This is a genomic window from Sphingomonas sp. (assembly GCF_041661825.1).
Classification (GTDB): Bacteria; Pseudomonadota; Alphaproteobacteria; order Sphingomonadales; family Sphingomonadaceae; genus Sphingomonas.
Genome location: NZ_JBAZTU010000013.1, coordinates 1 through 2,697, shown reverse-complemented (window position 1 = coordinate 2,697; position 2,697 = coordinate 1). Strand labels below are relative to the sequence as shown.

The following is a 2,697-nucleotide window of genomic DNA, read 5'->3' as shown; positions in this document are numbered from 1 at the left end:
TGTTCAGCGACAATTAGAACTGTGCCCCAACGACAACTAGATCTACGGGTCAACGACAACTAGATCTGGGGATCGAGTCTCCACAAAAGTAGCGCCGATCGATCGGGTAGAGTGCGCCTCCCCAAGGGAGGGCAGGGTGGTCGAGAGACGGCAAGTGGAGCGATTGATGAAGGAGTTGCAGAAGGGCGAGCGGTTGGACGTGGCGGCGCTGCGATCGGGGATGAGCGAAACGACGGCGGCGCGGTATCGGGATGGGGCGGCTGTGAAAGGGCAGCGTGAGCCACGGCAGTACCGGACCAGGCCGAGCCCGTTCGCGGGGGTGTGGCCGGAGATCGAGACGATGCTCGAGCAGAGCCCCGGGCTGGAGGCGAAGACGATCTTCGAGCTTCTGGGTGAGCGCGGCGATCTGGATCTGCAGCCCGGGCAGCTGCGGACGCTGCAGCGGTACATCCGGGTGTGGCGGGGCAAGCACGGGCCGCAGAAGGAAGTGATGTTTCCGCAGGAGCATCGTCCGGGGGAGGCGGCGCAGAGCGACTTCACGTGGATGAACGAGTTGGGCATCACGATCAGCGGGGAGCAGTTCGATCACCTGTGCTATCACTTCGTGCTGCCGTACTCGAACTGGGAATGGGTGATGGTTTGCTTTGCCGAGAGCTACGAAACGCTGACCGAGGGATTCCAGCGGGCTGTGCATGATCTAGGCGGCGTTCCTCGGAAGAGCCGGACCGACAACCTCTCGGCTGCGACACACAAGCTGACTGGCGGTGGGCGTGAGTTCAACGAGCGCTACACGCAGTTTCTCGCCTACTACGGGTGCAAGCCGGACCGGAACACACCAGGGCGCGGACACGAGAACGGCGACGTCGAGCAGGCGCATCACCGGTTCAAGCGCGCGGTGGGACAGGCCCTGTTGGTTCGCGGCACCCGCGACTTTGCAGATCGCGCGAGCTACGAGGCGTTTCTCGCGACGATCGTTGCAGCGCGGAATGCAAAGACCGTGGGCAAGCTTGGCGACGAGCGGCGCGCACTACGACCGCTGCCCGCGGTCGCACTCGAGAGCTTCCGCCGGGTGAGCGTGAAGGTCACGGCATTCTCGACGGTGCATCTCGGTGCGAACACGTACTCGGTGCCGTCGCGTCTGATCGGCGAGTACGTCGAGGCGCGGCTCAATGCCGAGAGGATTGAGATCTGGTACGGCGGCGAGAGGATGGCCGCGATGGAGCGATTGCGGGGCAAGGGTGGCCACGCGATCGACTACCGGCATGTCATCTGGTCGCTCGTGCGCAAGCCGGGAGCCTTTGCGCGCTACCGGTTTCGTGAGGCGCTGTTCCCGAGTCTGGTGTTCCGTCAGGCCTACGACGCGCTCGACGCGCGGCTCGGCACAGGGGCCGATCTCGAGTACGTACGGATTCTCCATCTTGCGGCGTCGACAACCGAGACGCAGGTCGAGCAGGCCCTCGAGGGACTCGTTCGGGACGGCGCACTCGAGAACTACGCACAAGTTAGCGCACTGTGCGAGCCCCGCGAGATCGCGATCCCTGAGTGCGGTGTCATCGAGCCGGATCTGGGCGTCTACGATGCGCTCGCGGCCGTGGGGGTGGAGGCATGAGAGCGGCGCGAGAGACGCCGTCCAATGCGCTGCCACTACTGCTGCGCTCGCTCAGTCTTCCGGCGTTCGTGCGGGAGTACGAGCCGACGGCCGCGCGGGCGAACGCCGAAGGGCTCACGCACGAGCAATATCTTCTCGCGCTGGCCGAGATCGAGGCGGCCGAGCGCCAGGCACGGCGGATCGAGCGATTGCTCGTCGAGTCGAAACTGCCGCGAGAGAAAACGCTCGCCACCTACGACCTCACGCGCCTTCCGGCAAAGGTGCGCTCGGGCGTTGCGGGCTTGCGCGACGGCGAGTTTCTCGACCGCGCCGTCAACGTGATCGCCTTCGGCAATCCGGGAACGGGCAAGACTCACCTGCTTGCCGGCCTCGGGCATGAATTCGTCCGACAGGGTCGGGCCGTTCTGTTCACGCCCGTCTTCCAACTCGTGCAGCGCCTGCTCGCGGCCAAGCGCGATCTGCGGCTCACACAGGAATTGCGCAAGCTCGACCGGTTCGATGCCCTGATCCTCGACGACATCGGCTACGTCCAGCAGAGCCGCGAGGAAATGGAGGTGCTCTTCACGCTGCTGGCCGAGCGTTATGAGCGGCGCAGCGTACTGATCACGAGCAATCTGGTTTTCAGCAAGTGGGACCAGATCTTCAAGGACACGATGACCACGGCCGCGGCGATCGACCGCGTCGTGCATCACTCGCTCATTCTCGAGCTCGCCACCGACAGCTATCGCGCGAACGCGGCACGCGAGCGAAACGCCAAACGAGCCGCGACATCGTGACCCTGTGGAAAACTCGGCGGAAATCGATGGTTTTCCACAAAGAAAGAAAAAGTAGCAAAAAGAAAGAAACGAAACCCGCCCTGATGGAAATATGGAAAACGCGATGACCCCGCGTTTCCCACATTCCCACAGGGCCTGCGGCGGGAACCCAAAGAGGGAGTACCAACAACCAAACCCAAAACGAGCGCGGCCCTAACGGGCCGCGAACAGCAGTCACCCCTGAGCCTGCGGCTCAGGACACCATCAACCCCGGAGATTTGATTCCCCAGTTCTAGTTGTCGTCAGCAACTCAGATCTAGTTGACGCCAGACA

At 63.4% G+C, this 2,697-nt stretch carries 2 protein-coding genes; both read left to right on the top strand.

Translation table 11 applies throughout. The features are described 5' to 3' along the window. The first annotated feature begins 166 nt into the window (after positions 1-166). Positions 167-1,609 (top strand): IS21 family transposase, encoded by a 1,443-nt coding sequence (gene istA / locus WC729_RS30145; RefSeq protein WP_372858552.1) that lies wholly within the window; start codon positions 167-169, stop codon positions 1,607-1,609. Then, entirely contained in the window at positions 1,606-2,385 is a 780-nt protein-coding gene (gene istB / locus WC729_RS30140) for an IS21-like element helper ATPase IstB (RefSeq protein ID WP_372858551.1), read from the top strand. The genes istA and istB overlap by 4 nt, the downstream gene beginning before the upstream one ends. Positions 2,386-2,697 lie beyond the last annotated feature (312 nt).